Genomic DNA, 601 nt, shown 5'->3' on the forward strand with positions numbered 1-601 from the left:
GGGTCCAGCGGCACGTAGGCCGCGCCGGCCTTGAGGATGGCGAGCAGCGCAACCACCATGTCCATCGACCGCTGCACGGCCAGGCCGACGCGGTCCTCGGGGCGGATGCCGAGCGCGATCAGGCGATGCGCCAGGCGGTTGGCGCGGGTGTTGAACTGCGCATAGCTGAGCTGCTCGTCGCCGAAGAGGAGCGCCACCGCGTCAGGGCGCTCGACAGCCTGACGCTCGACAAGGCGGGGCACCGGCGGCGTGCCGTCGAAGCGCGGCGTCGGGATGCCCCAGCGGGACAGGCGCGCGCGCGAGGCGTCGTCCAGCACGTCCAGCGCGCACAAGGCCTGCCCGGGCCGATGCGCCAAGGCATCGACCAAGCAAGTCACAGCCGCCTGCATCAGCGCGCAGACCTGGCCGGGATCCAGCGATTCATGCACCTGCGCGACGAGGCCGAAGCCTTCACCGTCGTCGTCCACCGACAGGCCGAAGGGATAGTTCGATCGTTCCTGGGCGGCATCGATCTCCATGCCGTCCCAGGCGGCGGAGGACGCGTCGCGGCGTCGGTGGGCGTGCCGGTAGTTCAGCAGCGCCGAGAACAGCGGCGTGCCGC

The 601-nt window shown here is 71.4% G+C and carries 1 protein-coding gene; it reads right to left on the bottom strand.

Going from position 1 to position 601, the window contains the following annotated elements:
* Positions 1-601, bottom strand: a 601-nt coding sequence (locus FUT87_RS26535) for an AMP-binding protein (protein ID WP_147242922.1), incomplete at both ends; no start/stop codon positions are given.

Source organism: Mitsuaria sp. TWR114, assembly GCF_007997345.1.